Raw genomic sequence first — 16,906 nt, forward strand, 5'->3', positions numbered from 1 at the left:
TATAGTTTTATAATGTTATCAGATTATAACTTAAATACAATGTTTAATTTTATTATTTTTCTATACTAATGTAATATTATTTAAGGTATATAAAAATATCTTATCACTTTATTCTGTTTTTATATGTACAGAAAATTAAACTTTCGACTAAATTGTTAAAACATACAAAAGTTATAAAACACCATTGCAATAAATAAAAAATAGTTATATGTTTCTTTAACTAGTCATTTTAATTTTTGTTTAAAATCTAATAATTAGATAAAAAATCTAATAAGGACTTAAAGAAATATGCAAGAAAAAATCAATGAATTAAGAAAAAGAAAAGAAAAAATAGAAGAAGGTGGCGGTAAAGAAAAAAATGAAGAACGCCATAAAAAAGGTAAATTAACAGCAAGAGAGCGTATATTACAGCTTTTAGATGAAGGCACTTTCTGCGAGATAGATGCTTTTATAGAGCATAGATGCAGTGATTTCGGAATGGAAAAAAATAAAGTTGCCGGAGAGGGTGTAGTTACAGGATACGGTAAAATAAACGGCAGACAGGTATGTATATATGCTCAGGACTTTACTGTTATAGGCGGTTCTTTAGGACAGATGCATGCTGCTAAAATTTGTAAGGTACAGGATATGGCTATAAAATTAGGATGTCCTTGTATTGGTATTAATGATTCAGGCGGAGCTAGAATACAAGAGGGTATTGATTCATTAAGAGGTTATGGAGATATATTCTATAGAAATGTTCAGGCTTCAGGAGTTATACCTCAGATATGTGTTATAATGGGACCTTGTGCTGGAGGTGCAGTTTATTCTCCTGCATTGATGGACTTTATATTCATGACTGATAAAAGTTCAAATATGTTTATAACAGGACCTCAGGTAGTAAAAGCTGTAACAGGAGAACAGGTTTCTGCTGAAGAGCTTGGAGGAGCTTTCGTTCATAGTAAAACTTCAGGTGTTGCTTCTTTGATGTTCCCTGATGAAGTTTCAACTTTAGAGGGTGTTAAAAAATTATTATCTTATATACCTCAGAATAATTTGGAAGATGTGCCTTTTGATAACACAGATGATGATCCTAACAGATCTGATGAAGAATTATCATTTATACTTCCAGACAGCCCTAATAAACCTTATGATATAAAAGAGATTATAAAAAGAGTTGTAGATAACGGAGAGTTTTTTGAACTTCAGCCTTTATTTGCTACTAATATAGTTATATGTTTTGCACGCCTTGACGGAAAATCAGTTGGTATAATAGCTAATCAGCCTAATTCTATGGCAGGAGTATTAGATATCAATGCTGCAGATAAAGCTGCAAGATTTATTCGTTTCTGCGACAGCTTTAATATTCCATTGGTTACATTAGTTGATACTGCAGGATATTTACCTGGAGTAGGACAGGAGCATAATGGAGTTATAAGACATGGTGCTAAACTTTTATATGCTTATTCAGAGGCTACTGCACCAAAAATCACTCTTATTATAAGGAAGTCTTATGGAGGAGCTTATATAGCTATGTGTTCTAAGCATTTGGGTGCTGATATGGTTTATGCTTGGCCTTCTGCTGAGATTGCTGTTATGGGACCGGATGGAGCTGCTAATATCATATTCAAAAAAGAAATAGATAATGCTCAGGATCCTAAAAAAGTAAGAGCTGAAAAAATAGAAGAGTATAAAAAAGAATTTGCTAATCCTTACAGAGCTGCTGTCAGAGGTTATGTAGATGATGTAATAGAGCCTGAATATACTAGAAGCTATTTGATCAATGCATTGCATCTTTTAGCAAGCAAGAGAGAAACTAGACTTCCTAGAAAACATGGCAATATACCTCTATAAAATTTAATTTTTAATTAAAAGGAGAATTGAATGGAACATAATGCAGCTATTACCATATTTGGTATAATGTCTGTTTTTATAGTTGCTTTAGTTTTTTATATATTGTCTTTAGTTTTGGGAATGATTTTTAAAACTAGGAATATAAAGAAAGAAGAAGAAATTATAAAAGTAGTAGAGGAAAGTAAAACTAAAGAAGAGGATTTAATAGATGATACTGAACTTGTAGCAGTGATTACAGCTTCAATATCAGCTTATACAGGTATGTCAGGTAATAAATTTATTATTACATCTATTAAAGAATCTAAGACTCCTATATGGGGAATGGTAGACAGAGTAAATAAATTAAAATAATATTTTTTGTGAGAAATAATAAATTAAAAAATTAAGCATCTATTAAATTTATTTGCGGTATTTTTTAATATAAATAATGAAATAAAGAAATTTTTTTGGAGAATAATATTATGACTAAGCAATATAAAATCACAGTTAATGGAAAAACTTATGATGTATCAGTAGAGGAGATAAAATCTGTAGATTCACGTAAAGCGGTATCTACTATAGTTAATACCCCAGTAAATACACCAAAACCAGCAGCAACTGCAGCACCAAAACAAGCAGCAGCTCCTGCAGTTCCAATAGATGAGAATGCTATATCAGTAAAGGCAACTATGCCTGGTACTATATTATCATTTAGTGTAGCAGTAGGAGATAAAGTACAGGAAGGTCAGGTTGTAGCTATATTAGAAGCTATGAAGATGGAAAATGAAATTACTGCTCCTGCATCAGGTGAAGTAAAATCTATACATGTTGAAAAAGGTTCTTCAGTTGTAGAAGGTCAAGTTATATTACAAATTAAGTAATATAAAGGGGTGAATATGAATAAAGCTTTAGGTTTGGATTTTAACAATTTACTTACAGGTTTCTATCCGCCGACTGTAGCCCAAATCATAATGATGCTTTTAGGAGCATATCTTATATATATGTCTATATATTATAAGAAAAAGCCTTTGCTTCTTCTTCCTATGGGAGTTGCTATATTAGCTGCTAATATGCCTCTTCCTAAGATGACAGAAGATGTAGTAAATGGTTTTTTGGGTTTAATGCATAGCGGTGCAGATAGCGGTGTTTATCCTGTATTAGTATTTTTTGCAGTTGGTACTATGATAGATTTGGGACTTGTTCTTGCAGATCCTAAAAATTTCTTTATAGGTGCTAGTTCTCAGATTGGAATACTTATAGTATTTTATATTATGAGTTCTTTAAATTTGGGAGAAGGATTATCTGCTGCTACTGCAATTATAGGTGCTGCTGACGGAGCTTTGGCTATGTATATGACTTCTTTGATTACAGAGCCTAAATATTTTGCTGCTATTGTTATGGCTGCTTATCTTTATATGGAATTCCTTCCTTTGCTTCAGTCAGGGCTTACAAAAGTTTTAACTACTTCAAAAGAAAGAAAAATTCCTATGAATTATTTAAGACAGGTTTCAAGAGGAGAGAAGATTATATTTGCTGTTATTGCTATGGGGCTTTGCGGTATATTTTTAGCAAACTCTTTTCCTCTTATAGCTGCTCTTTTATTCGGAAGTATTTTGAGAGAATCAGATATCATAAAGAATTTCTCAGTTAATTTGCAGAAATCTTTAACAGGAATACTTACAATGCTTATAGGAATAGCAATAGGTTCTTCTGCTTCTGCTGATTATTTTATGACATTAAATACTGTTATAATATTTGCTTTCGGATTAGTATCTTTAATATTAAGTACTACTATAGGTATTATAGCTGCTAAAGTCATCAATATATTATCAGGCGGAAAAGTTAATCCTATAATAGGTTCTGCTGGTTTAAGTGCTTTTCCTATCCCTGCTTGGGGAGCGCATGTTTATGGTCAGGAAAATAGTTCTTCTAACTGTCTTTTACTTCATGCAATGGCAGTTAATATTTCAGGTATAATATCCGGTGCTATAATTATGGGTATACTTCTTACATTCTTCCATTAAGATAATAAATATATTAATGATAACCCTATTTATTAATTTAAATAGGGTTTTTTTATATAAAAATCATTAGTATTATATTTTATGTGTTACACTGTCGAAAATTATAAAATTAATATATAATAATTTTAGTATAAAAAATATTTATGGAAAAAATATGGTAAAAAGATTAACCTTAAAAAATGGAACAAGAGTTGTTTTAGAAAAGATGCCTATGCTGGATACTGTATCTATAGGTTTTATATTTTTAACAGGAAGTGCTAATGAGAAAAAAGAAGAAAATGGATATACTCATTTCATAGAGCATATGCTTTTTAAAGGCACTGACAAAATTAGTGCAAAAGAGCTTATTAGAAATATTGAAGGTGTAGGCGGTATATTTAATGCATTTACTTCAAGACATTTAACTTCTTTTTATATCAATATAATATCTAAATATTTTGACAGAGCTGTTAATGCTTTAGAAAATATCATGCTTCATTCTGCATTCAGAGAAGATGATATAAACAGAGAAAAAAAAGTTATTATCGAAGAGCTTAAAATGTCAAATGATACTCCTGAAGAAATATCAGCTAATCAATTTTTTGCTGCTGCTTATAAAGGTACTTCTATGAGCTTCCCTATAGGAGGAAATATTAACAATATAAAAAAAATAAGCAGAGATAAAATTTATTCTTATTTTAAAGAACATTTTAATTCTAATAATTTAATCATATCAATAGCTGGAAATTTTGATATTGATTATGCTGTTGAAAGATTAGAAAAAATAAAATTAGAAAAAAGAAATAAAACAGTTAATGATGATCTTCCTTTTTATTATAAAACTATAACTAAAGAAAAGCAGGAAATTAATCAGGTTTATTTTTCTCTTGTAACACCTTCATATAATGCATGCGATAATAAAAAAAGATACGCTATGAATATAGTTAATGATATATTCGGAGGAAGTTCCTATTCAAGATTATTTCAGTCAATAAGAGAAAATAAAGGACTTTGTTATAATATATATAGTTATAATTCTAGTTTTATAAACGGCGGTACATTTGAGATACATGGTTCTACTAGTTTGGATAGATATGCAGAAACAATAGAAAGCATATATTGTGAAATAGAAAAATTGGTTAATGAAAGAATATCTGAAGAAGAAATTGAAGAAGCTAAAGAGAGTTATAAAGGTTCTATGGCATTTAGTAAATTTAGTGCAGAATTTATAATGAATAAAAATGCAAGGCATGAATTATATTTATCTAAATATGTTTCATTTAAAGAGCTTTACAATATAATAGATAAAATAGATTTAAAACTTGTTAATGAAGTTATAGACGAAAAATTGATGAATAAAAAATTCTTTTTAACATCTGTAGGAGCAAGCGGTACTAAGGATATAAGCAAGTCTTTAAGCAGTAAACTTAAATTGAATTGATAATAATGTTTGAAATGTATTGAATAATTCTATTGTTATTATATATAATTTTTTGTAAATATTGACTTTTTAAATATATTATGTATAATATGACTTGGAAATAATATGTTTATAAGGTTGTTTTTTAGTGTTTGGTAATTTAACTAAATCTATATCTAATGTATTCTCTAAAATACAAGGAAAAAAAGTCCTAACAGATAAGGATATAACAGATAGTCTATTAACTATAAAAGAAGCACTCTTGTCTGCGGATGTATCTTTAGAAGCTGCTGATAAGTTTCTTGAAGAAGCTACTAACAGAGCTATAGGAAAAGAAAAATTAGAAGGTGTAGAGCCTGCTAATCAATTCGTAGCTGATGTTCATGATACTTTAGTTAATATGATAGGCGAGGGTGAAAGCGGTTTAAAATTAGAGCCTGTTGAAAAAACAACTATAACTTTGCTTTTCGGACTTCAGGGTTCTGGTAAAACTACTACTTCTGCTAAATTGGCTAAATATTATAAAGATAAAAGACGTGTTATGCTTGTTGGACTTGACGTTCACAGACCTGCAGCTATGGAGCAGCTTGCTGTTTTGGCAAGAGAAGTGGGCGTACCTTATCATATAGACACTAAAGAGAAAAAAGCTTATAAAATACTTAAAAAAGCACTTTCAATTGCTAAGAAAGAGCAGTATAATATGATATTAGTGGATACTGCAGGACGTTTAGAGATAGATGAAGAAATGATGCTTGAACTAAGACGTGTTGTAAACTCTGCTAATGTTACAGAAAAATTATTGGTTGTGGATTCTACAGCAGGTCAGAGTGTTTATGATGTTGCTAAAAGTTTCCAGAACAATATTGGAATAAATGGCGTAATACTTACAAAATTTGATTCCGGAGTTAGAGGCGGTGCTGCTTTATCATTAAAATATGCTACAGGTTCATCTGTTAAGTTTGTCGGAGTAGGTGAGCATTTAGATGATATAGATGTATTTGATGCTAAGAGAGTAGCAGGACAAATACTTGGTATGGGTGATATAGTAAAATTGGTAGAAAAAGCCCGTGCCGCTATAAGTGAAAAAGAAGCTCAGGAAATGCTTCAGAAAGTTATAGAAAATAATTTCGACTATAATGATTTCTTGAAGCAGATAGAAGCCACTGCTAAAATGGGCGGACTTAGTAAGATGACATCTATGATTCCTGGTATGGCTAATGTAGATACTGAACTTCTAAGCCGTGAAGAAGAAAAATTTAAAAAGTATAAAGCTATTATACAGTCAATGACTAAAAAAGAAAGATTAGCCCTATTTCCTTTGAATAACTCAAGAAAGATGAGAATATCTAAAGGAAGCGGTCAAAGTGTTTATGATGTAAATCAGCTTATAAAGCAATTTACTATGATGAAAAACATGATGGGCAGTACTAAAAAGATGGATAAGCTCGCAAAGTCCCTAGAGGGTATGGGTATGTCTATAGATGATTTAAACAAATTAATGTAAATAAACTTGGAGGAAAAGAAAGGTGGTAAAATTAAGATTAAAACGTATAGGTCGCAAACATGAGCCTCATTATCGTATTGTAGCTGCAGATGCTCGTTTCCCACGCGATGGTCGTTTTATTGAAGAGCTAGGTTGGTTTAATCCTAAAGCTAAAGATGTATTATATAAGTTGAATGTAGAAGGTTTGAAAAAATGGCTTTCTAACGGTGCACAACCAACTTATGTAGTAAAAAGTATTCTTGTTAAAGAAGGTTTGATGGAAAAAGATAAAGGTGCTCCTATTGAAAGAAAGAAAAAAAGAGCATTGAAAAATCCTGAAAAAAGGCGCAAACATCGTAAACAAGCTAAGCCTGAATCTGCTGAGGAGAAGAGCGAAGCTTAATTTACGTCTTATAATATATAAAGGAGTGTGCTATGACGGAAGAAAAAGAGCTTATTGAGTATTTGGCTAAAAAGTTAGTGGATGAGCCTGAGGGTGTTAGTGTTAAGGTTATTGAAGGTGAAAAGAGTACGATTCTGGAATTGAAAGTAAACCAAAGCGACATAGGTAAAATTATAGGTAAAAGAGGTCGTATTGCTCATGCATTACGTACTATTCTTTTTGCAGCTTCCATGAAAAGTGGTAAACGTGTAATGCTTGAGATTATTGACAATTGATGATTTTTTATGCCAAAATCACAGGGTTACATGGTTTAAAAGGAGAGGTAGAAATGGCTTTTACCGATAAAAGTTATTTCACCTCTCTTCCTGTTTTAAGTAAAAATACACCTGTTATCATTAACAATCAAACATTTACTTTATTAAATGTTAAAAAGAAAAATAAATCTTTTGTATTCCAGTTAAAAGATATCAATACTATAGATCAGGCTGAAAAATTGATAGGTCTGGATATATTTATTGATTCTTCACACTTACCTATATTAGATGATGATACTTTTTATGAGGCTGAATTAATCGGATATAAAATCATAGATACTGATAATAATATTTATGGTGAAATAACAGATGTATATAGCCTTCCTTCCAATTATGTATTTGAAATTAAATTAAAAGAAAACAATAATATAGTTTCAATACCATTCGTTAAGGCATATTTTGGGGATTCTGATAAAATAAATAAAACAATATGCATAATACAGAAACCTATATTTGATGAGGATTAATATTTCTTAATTATTAATTGTTTTAATTACATTTTCTAATAAATTAAATTTTTTACTTTTTTTATATTGTTATAGTTATTAGATTGAATAAAAATCAATGATAAAAAATAAATAAAAGGATGGAAAATGAATAAAATAAAAACAATTATAACAATATTTATTATTTCAGTTGCTTCTTTATTAATTATATCTTGCTCAGAGAAAAATGCTTCTGCATCTGCTGAAGAAGCTAACAATATGGATCATTCAGCTCATACAGCCCATAAAGCTGGTTCTGAGATTGTAGATTTAATGCATCAGCCTATGATGGAGCAGCCTTTTCAAAAAACTGCTAATATAGATGCTGATTTTTTATTTAATATGATTCCTCATCATAAAGGAGCTATATTATCTTCTCAAAAATTATTAGAAACTACTAAAAATGAAAAGTTAATAGAGCTAGCTAATAATATAATAGCTGAACAGGATAAAGAGGTTTTAGAGTTTGATGAATTGATTAAAGAATTGAATACTAAAAACACAGATTACAGCGATGTAGATACTGAAGCTATAGGAAATGATATGCAGCTTATTATGGATAATATGATGGCTGATATGTCTTCTATTGAAATTACAGGTGATAATGATATAGATTTTATTAGAGGTATGATACCTCATCATCAGGCAGCTATTGATGTTTCTAAAAAAATATTAGAATATACTAAAGATGAAAAAATAAAAGAAATAGCAAACAGAATAATAACAGCACAGGAAAAAGAAATAGAAGATATGAATAACATGATTAATTCTATGATCTAATATCTATAAAATATGAGCTGGATTGAAAAAATCCGGCTCTTCTTTTATTTATGAATAATTGACAAATTGATTTATTTTTGTATAATCTATATACTTAAATTATGGTAATGTATTATGGCTAGTAAAAAGGATAAAAAATCAGGCAGCAATACTATTTCTTCTGGTGAGATAGTAAAAAATAAAAAGGCTTTATTCAATTATGAGCTTGTAGAGAAGTTTGAGGCAGGTATTGTTTTGCTTGGTACAGAGGTAAAATCCCTAAGAGAAAGAAGCGTTAATATGTCTGATAGTTATGCCTCTTTTAAAAAGGGGGAGCTTTTTATAGTTAATATGCATATATCCCCTTATCATTTTGGAAATAGAAATAATCATGAACCATTAAGAGAAAGAAAACTTTTAATGAAAAAAAGGGAATTAAGAAGATTATACGGAAAAATCAAAGAACAAGGTCTTACTTTGATACCGGTTAAATTATATTTTTCTAGAGGAAAAGTTAAAGTAGAATTAGCATTGGCTAAAGGTAAGAAACTTCATGATAAAAGAGAAACTTTAAAAAGAAAGACTTTAGACAGAGAAATGGAAAGATATATTAAAAGATAATATATTTATTTCTCATAAGATAAAGCATTTCTTATATAAAATTCTAATTTACTAATATTGTCTGATACTTCTTTTATATTTCTTTTTTTATCTTCATCTGTTTTGTATTTTTTTAGTGAGTCTATAAATTCAATTAATAAATCTTTTATATTATTCATAGAAGTTTTTTCAAATTGTTTTGCCATAACTTCTATTTTTTCTATGGTACTGTAATCTATATTGTTTATGCCGCTGAAAATTATATCGGATAAAAGTATTTCCAAATCTCTTATTAAAGCGAAAATCATATATTACCTGTTATTGTCTTTTATTTTTAATAAATTAAGTCTGTATAAGAAAGGTATATCCTTTTTTACTTTAACAATATAAAGAGCAGAAGCTGCAAATATTCCGATTAAAGCAGTTACTAGAGATAAATTATTCATAACAAAAACAGTTTGATATAAAATTAATATACATATAGGTATATATATCCCGCCTGCTAATGCTGTAAGTATCAAAAATAAGAAGAATACAAATACTGGATTACCCATAACTGCATTATCGAATATATATTCTGTACCCATATGAGTAGAAAATGTTTCAAGATATAAATATATTGTAGAAATGCATGCCAGTATAAAAAATGCTATAGCATATATTTTTTCTCTTTTTACTAAGAATCCTGCTATGAAAAATGCTATAAGTATAACAGAAAAAATATAACTATCTAAAAGCAGAAAACAAGCCACTATTAATAACTCTGTCAATATTATAAATATCATAAGAGCAAAATTCTTTTTGATAGATGCAAAGCCGAAGAATGTATATATTATTATTTTAGATTTACTGTTTCTATATTCTTCATATATATGTTTGAAATAACTTATAAATATTAATGCAATAGATACCAAAAATAGAGATGGAAATAGGGTTGATGTTATTAATATAGAGCTTTTAATATTTACATTATCACCATCTCCTATTATTAATGAAGATATTTTATTTCCTTTTTCTTCTTTTATATTTACATAAGCATATTCTTCATAAGATATATTTGTATTTCCTGTTGAGCCTACATAAAGTATATGCATAAGTACAACGCCATTTCCAGGATTTTTTAAATTTATCTTAGCCTTTGCTATTCCATTTTCATCTGTAGGAACAACATATACATTACTATAGAGATTAACAGATTCATTAGTATTTAATGCTGTTTCTTCACTTTCATCTATTTCTTTTAAAAGTATTTCTTCTTTTTGGTTTTCATCTATTTCAAAGTCAAACATATCAGGATGTAATGATGTGAATCTTACCAATCTATTAACAAGAGGAAATCCTCTTCTTTCAAGCATTATAGATACTTCATTTTGTGTATTTGTCGAATCTGATTCATTAACTTCATTTGATTCATTATATATGATAAAATTATTTTCTTTTTCGTAAGTAAATTTATATTCAGGATCTTTATTTGTTGTATTATCTTGAGCATATACTATATTTAATATTGCAAGAAATATTATAAAATATTTTAGCATTTATAAAAATCTCCTGATTAAAGAAACGAAATTAATGATTGTTATTAATTATCGAACAAATTAATAAAATTAAATAATATAATTTTATATTATTTAACCTTATTAATTCTTTATGATACGAAAAAGTTTTATTAACAATTATATAAACTGCTAAAAAACCCAATTAGTAAAAAAGAACACCATCTTTTTTTAAGATTAGTGTTCTTTATTTTTTATTTGTATAGCTATTAATTATTTTATAAGAGCAACTATCTCTTCATTTTTTACTATTAAGTATTCAGTATCTCCTTCTTTAATTTGAATACCTGCATATTTATCATATATAACTATATCGCCTTTTTTCACTTTTATATCTTCGCTGTCTCCTACTTCTACAACTTCTGCTTTCTGAGTTTTTTCTTTAGCTGTATCTGGAAGAAGTATTCCGCTTGAAGTTTTTTCTTCTTGTTCTAATACTTTTAAAAGAACTCTATCTGCTAATGGTTTAATAGATGGCATATTTTATATCTCCTTAAAATGTATTTATTTCGATAATTTTTTTTAATAATTTTTGCTATATTCTATAATAAAAAAACTTAAAAGTCAATAACTGATTAAATACTAATATTTATTTAGTATTCTATAAGAACATTAACAGGATATTTTTCTATTTCTTTTCTTCCATTTAATTCTTTTAATTCTATTAAAAAAGAAGAACCTACAACTATGCCCTCTAATTTTTCAACCATTTTTATCATAGCTAGAGCTGTTCCGCCTGTAGCTATTAAATCATCTACTATTAAAACTCTTTCTCCTTTTTTAATAGCATCTTCATGCATATATAAAGTATCTGTACCGTACTCTAAAGCATATTCTTCTGAAATAGTTTTGTAAGGTAATTTACCTTTTTTTCTTACTGGTATAAATCCGCAGTTTAGTTTATAAGCTAATGCTGAACCTATTAAAAATCCTCTGCTTTCTGCTCCAACTATATAATCTATTTTTTCACTGCTTATTTGTTCAGCCATTTTATCTATTGCATATTTGAATGCATCTTTATTTTGTAGTAAAGTAGTGATGTCTCTAAAAAGTATGCCTTTTTTAGGATAATCTTGAATATTTCTTATATAGTCTTTTAACTCCATATAACACCTCGTTTTTATTTAAAAAATAGTTATGTAAACCATAACACAGTTTTTGATTATAATACTTTTGTAAAAAAAATCAATAAAAAATACTGCTTTTAATAAACTAATTTTAATATATTATAAAAGAGTAGGAGAATATTATGAATTATTATATTGGTATAGATTTAGGAACTTCATCGGTAAAGGCTTTAATAATGTCGGAAAATGGAAAAATAGCAGCATTATCTCAAAAAGATTATGATTTTGATAAGCCTTATTATGATTTTGCTGAGCAGGATGTTAATGTATGGTGGCAAAGCACTGTATTCACAATAAAAGATTCTTTAAATCAATTAAGGAAAATAGATTCAAATTATAAAATATCAGGATTAAGTTTTTCAGGACAAATGCATGGACTTGTGGCTTTAGATAAAAACGGAAATGTTTTAAGAAAAGCTATATTATGGTGCGATTCAAGAAGCGTTAAAGAGCTTGATTATATAAATAATATAGTAGGTTTAGAAAAAATAATGCAGATAAATCATAGTCCGGAAGCTGTTGGATTTTTACTTCCTTCTTTGCTTTGGATAAAAAATAATGAACCTAATATATATGAAAAGATTTATAAAGTAATTCTTCCTAAAGATTATATAAGATACAAATTAACTGATATAATTGCTTCTGACATAACTGATGCTGCTGCTACAGGAGTTTTTGACAGTGATAATTCTTCTTGGTCTGATTATATAATAGAAAAACTTAATTTAGAAAGAAATATTTTTCCAGATATTTTTTATCCTTATGAGATATCCGGATCTATTACAGAGAAAGCAAGCAAAGAAACAGGTTTAGAAATAGGGGTGAAGGTCTCTTATGGAGGAGCTGATCAAGTTATGCAGGCTATAGGCAACGGCATAATAAATACAAATACTGCCTCTATTACTATAGGAACAGGCGGACAGATTTTAATGCCTATAGATAAGCCTATTTATGATAAAAAGAATATGGCTTCTCATACCTTCAATTTTTTATTTCCTAATACTTGGTATTATTTAGGTGCTGCATTATCTTCCGGTTTAGCATTGAAATGGGCTAAGAATAATTTTGGAAATGAAAATGAAACTTTTAAGAATATAGATTTTAAAGTAAAAGATATAAATCCAGGAAGTAATGGTATAATATTTCTTCCTTATTTAGCTGGTGAGAGAACTCCTCATATGAACAGTGATGCTTCTGCTATGTTTTTGGGATTAACTTTAAATCATGATAGATATCATATTTTAAGAGCTGTTATGGAGGGAGTTGTATATTCTTTAAAATACTGCTTTATGATTTTAACTGATGATTTAAATATGAAATGCAATAGATTAATAGCTTCTGGCGGAGGTTCTTATAGTGATGTATGGCTTCAGATTCAGGCTGATATTTTAAATATAGAAATTTATGTTTCAAGAACTAAGGAGCAGGCTGCATTAGGAGCGGCCATAACTTCTGCTGTTGCTAATAAAGAGTATTCAGGTTATGAAGAGGCTGTAAAAAAAATTGTATCTTATGATGATAGACCTATAGTTCCGATAAATGAGAATGCTAAAGTTTATAATGAATACTATCAGATATTTAGAGAATGTTATAAAAGAAATTTTGAATTGATGAGTAAGTTAAAAAATATAACTTATTAAATTATATTACGCACGCATAGAAGATTATATAAATATAATAAGATTGTACTATAAAATTAATCTCAATTTATAATGAAGTTAATCGTGCGTTGATAAGCACAAAAAATTTAATTAACATTTAGGGCGGGTGTTAGAATAACAGTTAAAAGTAAAAAAGAAAAATAATACAAAAATTACTTATTATTGTAAAAAGCCTAGAGGGCGGGCAATTGTAAATAAAATTCAAAAACTTGATATAAATCTAAAATAATTTTATTAGATTTCAGAATTTATTTATACTTGTCAAAATATTTTACAATATATAAATGTATATGTTTATAATTTTATTATAATAGGAGATGATTTTAATATGAATTTTCAGAGAAAAATACTTTTTATATTAGCATTATTAATATTATTTTCTTTTAATCTTTTTGCTAATTTTAAGTTTGGAATAAGTCCAAGACTTGGAGCTGATATAAATATAGCTAAATCCGAAAATTATAGCAGTGCATTGTTAGATCCAAGATTAGATTTAAATTTTCAAATAGGATACGGATTTAAATTAAATAATATAAATTTATTAAGCGGTATAGATCTTTTATTTGATTTTGGAATTAATGAACATATGGTATCTGTAATTGACAGTGGTACTTCTTTAATTAATAGAGTAACAGCATTTGGAATATATACAGGAGTAGCTTTAAAATTCGATTTAACTAAAAATAATCAAAATCTTCTTGTAGGAATATCTGCCGGAGTGCAGTTTAATCCTTTATTAGGTGTGGATTATAAATCAGTTCCTATATCTCCTTATGTAAGATTATCATTAGAAAGAAAATTCTTTGATACTGAAAAAATAGATTTTATTGCAGGCGTTCATTTGTCTTATGAGAATATGATTTTTAATTCCGATGATATGAATAATATATTTGCCTATAATAGTGTTAATCAATATCATTCTGTAGGTTTGATGTTTAGCTTTGGATTTTTCTTCGAGAATAGATAAAAGTTTTAAACAAGCTTATAACTGATAATTTATTTTATATGTTATTAACTATTTTAATATAAATTTGGCTAAGAATAATGCGTGCTTTTGCAACTTTTACGAAGTCCTGGAAAAGTTGATATAAAAATAAATAATATAATTTTTTAACTATATTTAAAACCCCGCCCTTTATTCCTTTTTATCTAATTTAAAATTTTAACTTTCATTATCTTTATAGCTTATTTAGAAATTTTAGCACCCGCCCAAAATTTTATTAGATTTAAGGAATTATTTAACGCACGATAAACTGAATTTTAATTATGAAGCTGCTTTTAAATATAACTTTAATTATATATAAAAATTCACTTACCGTGCGTCTGGGAAATAAATAAAACTACTCTAAATATGCATTAAAAAATCTATATAAACCTTGAGAATCATATTCTACTCCTTTTAATTTAGGAGATACTAAAAGTGCTTCAGAATAAAAATATATAGGTATTATAGCATTATCTTTCATAAAAACATTCTCTGCCAAATGAAGTGCATGCATTCTTATCTGATTGTTTTTGTTTGTAGAGGCTATATCAATGTAATCATCAAATGCTTTATTTGAATATGAGCCGTAATTGTTTGGAGCATCACTTTTGAAAATATTTAAAAAGTTTATAGGATCATTATAATCGGCATACCATAAATAAACAGCTAAATCAAAATTTCTGTCATACATATTTTGTAAGTATGAAGCCCATTCATGCTTAACTATTCTTACATCGATGTTTAAATTCTCTTTAAGCATGCTCTGAACAGCATCGGCAATATTTATGTCAAACTCCCTTGTAGCTATAAGCAAATCAATTACAGGAAAATTTCTTCCATTTTTGTATCCTGCTTGTGATAATAATTTTTTAGCTTCTTCTATATTTTTCTGATAGTTTGAAGATATTATATATTCTCCAGCTTTAGTTCTGAAATCTCCGTTTATGTCATTAATGCCATAAGGAACTAAACTTCCAGCAGGACGCTCTCCGCATCTTGTGATTGATTTTACTATATAATCTCTGTCAATTGCTAAAGATATGGCTCTTCTTACCTTTTCATTTTTTAAAACTTCTTTGTTCAGATTGAATCTGTAATAATATGATGCAGCCACTGGTACAATATGAACTATTCCTTTTTGCTTTAGGTTTTCAATATCATTTCTAGGAAAAGGCTTTGCAAAATGAATTGAATTATTAAGTACACCAGCAAGCGAAGTATTAGGCTCTTCCATCAAAAGAAAAGTTAATTTGTTTGGCTTTATATTTTCATTGTTCCAATAGTTGGTATTTCTTTCTAGTATTATGCTTTTATCAAAATTCCTTTCAGTCATTTTTAAAGCACCGTTACCAATATATGTTGCAGGCTTTAGAGTCCAATCATCTCCGTATTCATTTATTATATCTTCGCGAACAGGATAAAAAGGAGGATAGGCAGCAAGCTCTAAAAAGTATGCAGTAGGGCTGTTTAATTCCACTTCAAATGTATAATCGTCTATTGCTCTTACTCCAAGCTCTTCTATAGTTTTTTCGCCGCTTATAACTTCTTTGGCATTTTTTATCACTTCAAAATAATAGCTGTACTTATTGGCAGTTTTTGGATCAACGGCTCTCCTCCAAGTATAAACAAAGTCTTGTGCTTTAACTTCTTTACCGTCGCTCCATTTAGCATTGGTTCTCAAATGAAAAGTGTAGATATTGCCTGCTTTATTAATATCCCAGCTTTCAGCAGCTCCGCCTATTATTTTATTGTTGGCATCTTTTTTTGTAAGCCCTTCAAAAGCATGAAGAATATATATCATAGTAAGATTGTCTGTGTTTAAAGTGGGATCCATAGTTAAAGGTTCCGGAGCAAGATTTATAATTATATCATTATTACTCATTTCTTTTTTTGAACAAGATACGAATACAATTAACAGCATTAATAAATTGAAAGTAATTATTTTTTTGAACATTTGTTTTTCCTTTGCATTAATTTTATATTTCTATATTTTTGGTATATTACTATACTAATAAAAAATAATAGGTTTGATAATCATAATTTTTTAATTAATGTATAGCTAACAACTATATTTTGTAAATTTTGATATTTTTGCAGATGTATTATCAACTTTTTGCCGCACACTCTGCTAGCTTTACCTATGTCATACCTGAAGTTATTTCTTTAGGTTGAAAAATAACTGGGGCTGACACTATGTTATAGTACCCACAAATAATATAAATTTAAAATTGTGTTTATTAATTTTTATATTGTTCTTTTTCCCGCCGCATACGCTCTGCAGACTTCGTCAAAGAACCT

18 protein-coding genes are annotated in these 16,906 nt (G+C 28.3%); 13 read left to right on the forward strand and 5 right to left on the reverse strand.

Features of this window, described 5'->3' with window-relative positions; translation table 11 throughout:
* The first annotated feature begins 288 nt into the window (after positions 1-288).
* The 11 genes from BHYOB78_RS01245 (at position 289) to smpB (ending at position 9,300) form a co-directional block, all read left to right on the forward strand.
* The gene (locus tag BHYOB78_RS01245) at positions 289-1,833 is read left to right on the forward strand and encodes an acyl-CoA carboxylase subunit beta (protein WP_012671540.1); all 1,545 of its coding nucleotides are present in this window, start codon (positions 289-291) and stop codon (positions 1,831-1,833) included.
* Between the two features lie 30 nt (positions 1,834-1,863).
* Positions 1,864-2,184 carry an OadG family protein gene (locus BHYOB78_RS01250; protein ID WP_012671541.1) on the forward strand — a complete coding sequence of 107 codons (321 nt, stop codon included), beginning with the start codon at positions 1,864-1,866 and terminating at the stop codon, positions 2,182-2,184.
* A 110-nt stretch (positions 2,185-2,294) separates the two neighbouring features.
* Positions 2,295-2,693, forward strand: coding sequence for a biotin/lipoyl-containing protein (locus tag BHYOB78_RS01255; protein ID WP_012671542.1), 399 nt, complete (start codon positions 2,295-2,297; stop codon positions 2,691-2,693).
* Positions 2,694-2,708: 15 nt separating this feature from the next.
* Positions 2,709-3,836 carry a sodium ion-translocating decarboxylase subunit beta gene (locus BHYOB78_RS01260; protein ID WP_020064807.1) on the forward strand — a complete coding sequence of 376 codons (1,128 nt, stop codon included), beginning with the start codon at positions 2,709-2,711 and terminating at the stop codon, positions 3,834-3,836.
* Positions 3,837-3,990: 154 nt separating this feature from the next.
* Positions 3,991-5,256 carry a M16 family metallopeptidase gene (locus tag BHYOB78_RS01265; protein WP_020064808.1) on the forward strand — a complete coding sequence of 422 codons (1,266 nt, stop codon included), beginning with the start codon at positions 3,991-3,993 and terminating at the stop codon, positions 5,254-5,256.
* A 127-nt stretch (positions 5,257-5,383) separates the two neighbouring features.
* On the forward strand, positions 5,384-6,739 hold the full coding sequence (locus tag BHYOB78_RS01270; protein WP_012671545.1) for a signal recognition particle protein: 1,356 nt from the start codon (positions 5,384-5,386) through the stop codon (positions 6,737-6,739).
* Positions 6,740-6,761: 22 nt separating this feature from the next.
* Positions 6,762-7,121 (forward strand): 30S ribosomal protein S16, encoded by a 360-nt coding sequence (gene rpsP / locus BHYOB78_RS01275; protein ID WP_020064809.1) that lies wholly within the window; start codon positions 6,762-6,764, stop codon positions 7,119-7,121.
* A gap of 32 nt (positions 7,122-7,153) precedes the next feature.
* Positions 7,154-7,396: a KH domain-containing protein gene (locus tag BHYOB78_RS01280; protein WP_008726607.1), complete on the forward strand. Its 243-nt coding sequence runs from the start codon at positions 7,154-7,156 to the stop codon at positions 7,394-7,396.
* A complete protein-coding gene (gene rimM / locus BHYOB78_RS01285; protein WP_028331356.1) occupies positions 7,393-7,902 on the forward strand; it encodes a ribosome maturation factor RimM in 510 nt (169 codons plus the stop codon). The genes BHYOB78_RS01280 and rimM overlap by 4 nt, the downstream gene beginning before the upstream one ends.
* A 126-nt stretch (positions 7,903-8,028) precedes the next feature.
* Positions 8,029-8,700 (forward strand): DUF305 domain-containing protein, encoded by a 672-nt coding sequence (locus BHYOB78_RS01290; RefSeq protein ID WP_020064811.1) that lies wholly within the window; start codon positions 8,029-8,031, stop codon positions 8,698-8,700.
* A gap of 114 nt (positions 8,701-8,814) precedes the next feature.
* A complete protein-coding gene (smpB, locus tag BHYOB78_RS01295; protein WP_012671549.1) occupies positions 8,815-9,300 on the forward strand; it encodes an SsrA-binding protein SmpB in 486 nt (161 codons plus the stop codon).
* 5 nt (positions 9,301-9,305) lie between these two features.
* On the opposite strand, the gene BHYOB78_RS01300 is transcribed toward smpB, so the two are convergent.
* From BHYOB78_RS01300 to BHYOB78_RS01315, 4 genes are all read right to left on the reverse strand, one after another.
* The gene (locus tag BHYOB78_RS01300; protein WP_012671550.1) at positions 9,306-9,587 is read right to left on the reverse strand and encodes a hypothetical protein; all 282 of its coding nucleotides are present in this window, start codon (positions 9,585-9,587) and stop codon (positions 9,306-9,308) included.
* A 3-nt stretch (positions 9,588-9,590) separates the two neighbouring features.
* Entirely contained in the window at positions 9,591-10,817 is a 1,227-nt protein-coding gene (locus BHYOB78_RS01305) for a hypothetical protein (protein ID WP_012671551.1), read from the reverse strand.
* 231 nt (positions 10,818-11,048) lie between these two features.
* On the reverse strand, positions 11,049-11,315 hold the full coding sequence (locus BHYOB78_RS01310) for a co-chaperone GroES (protein ID WP_012671552.1): 267 nt from the start codon (positions 11,313-11,315) through the stop codon (positions 11,049-11,051).
* A gap of 113 nt (positions 11,316-11,428) precedes the next feature.
* Positions 11,429-11,941, reverse strand: a complete 513-nt coding sequence (locus BHYOB78_RS01315; RefSeq protein ID WP_012671553.1) for an adenine phosphoribosyltransferase — start codon at positions 11,939-11,941, stop codon at positions 11,429-11,431.
* Between the two features lie 143 nt (positions 11,942-12,084).
* On the opposite strand from BHYOB78_RS01315, the gene xylB reads away from it, so the two are divergent.
* Together xylB and BHYOB78_RS01325 are read left to right on the forward strand one after the other, a co-directional pair.
* Positions 12,085-13,602: a xylulokinase gene (gene xylB, locus BHYOB78_RS01320; protein WP_020064812.1), complete on the forward strand. Its 1,518-nt coding sequence runs from the start codon at positions 12,085-12,087 to the stop codon at positions 13,600-13,602.
* Positions 13,603-13,951: 349 nt separating this feature from the next.
* Complete coding sequence (locus BHYOB78_RS01325; RefSeq protein ID WP_020064813.1) at positions 13,952-14,590, forward strand: hypothetical protein; 639 nt, start codon at positions 13,952-13,954, stop codon at positions 14,588-14,590.
* 373 nt (positions 14,591-14,963) lie between these two features.
* Here the strand turns inward: BHYOB78_RS01325 and BHYOB78_RS01330 are convergent, their stop codons facing one another.
* The gene (locus BHYOB78_RS01330; RefSeq protein ID WP_020064814.1) at positions 14,964-16,562 is read right to left on the reverse strand and encodes a peptide ABC transporter substrate-binding protein; all 1,599 of its coding nucleotides are present in this window, start codon (positions 16,560-16,562) and stop codon (positions 14,964-14,966) included.
* Between the last annotated feature and the right edge of the window lie 344 nt (positions 16,563-16,906).

The sequence above is a fragment of the Brachyspira hyodysenteriae ATCC 27164 genome, assembly GCF_001676785.2.
Lineage (GTDB): Bacteria > Spirochaetota > Brachyspiria > Brachyspirales > Brachyspiraceae > Brachyspira > Brachyspira hyodysenteriae.